This is a genomic window from Olleya sp. Ti.3.14, from assembly GCF_038154885.1.
Classification (GTDB): domain Bacteria; phylum Bacteroidota; class Bacteroidia; order Flavobacteriales; family Flavobacteriaceae; genus Olleya.
Genome location: NZ_JBAKAO010000106.1, coordinates 1 through 255 on the forward strand (window position 1 = coordinate 1; position 255 = coordinate 255).

Annotated in this window: 1 protein-coding gene; it reads left to right on the top strand. The window is 40.4% G+C overall.

Annotated elements, in window-relative coordinates; all coding sequences use genetic code 11:
- Positions 1–255, top strand: a 255-nt coding sequence (locus tag V6251_RS15575; RefSeq protein WP_341589036.1) for a hypothetical protein, incomplete at both ends; no start/stop codon positions are given.

Sequence of the window (255 nt, forward strand, 5' to 3'; positions counted from 1 at the left end):
ACATTACATGGGACGGAAATGCAGGAACACACCTTGAATATGAAGGTTCAGGAAACACAACTAACGTAGCCTCTGCAATTACACCAGCAATAGACTTATCTACAGCAGTAGATGGTGCAGAATTATCGTTTTGGATGCATGCATTTGGTGCTAATATGGGAACTTTGAATATTGGTGTTAGTACCTCTCAAACAGGACCTTTTACTACCGAGTATACTTGGATAGGTGATTACCAATCAACAGCAGATGAAGCTT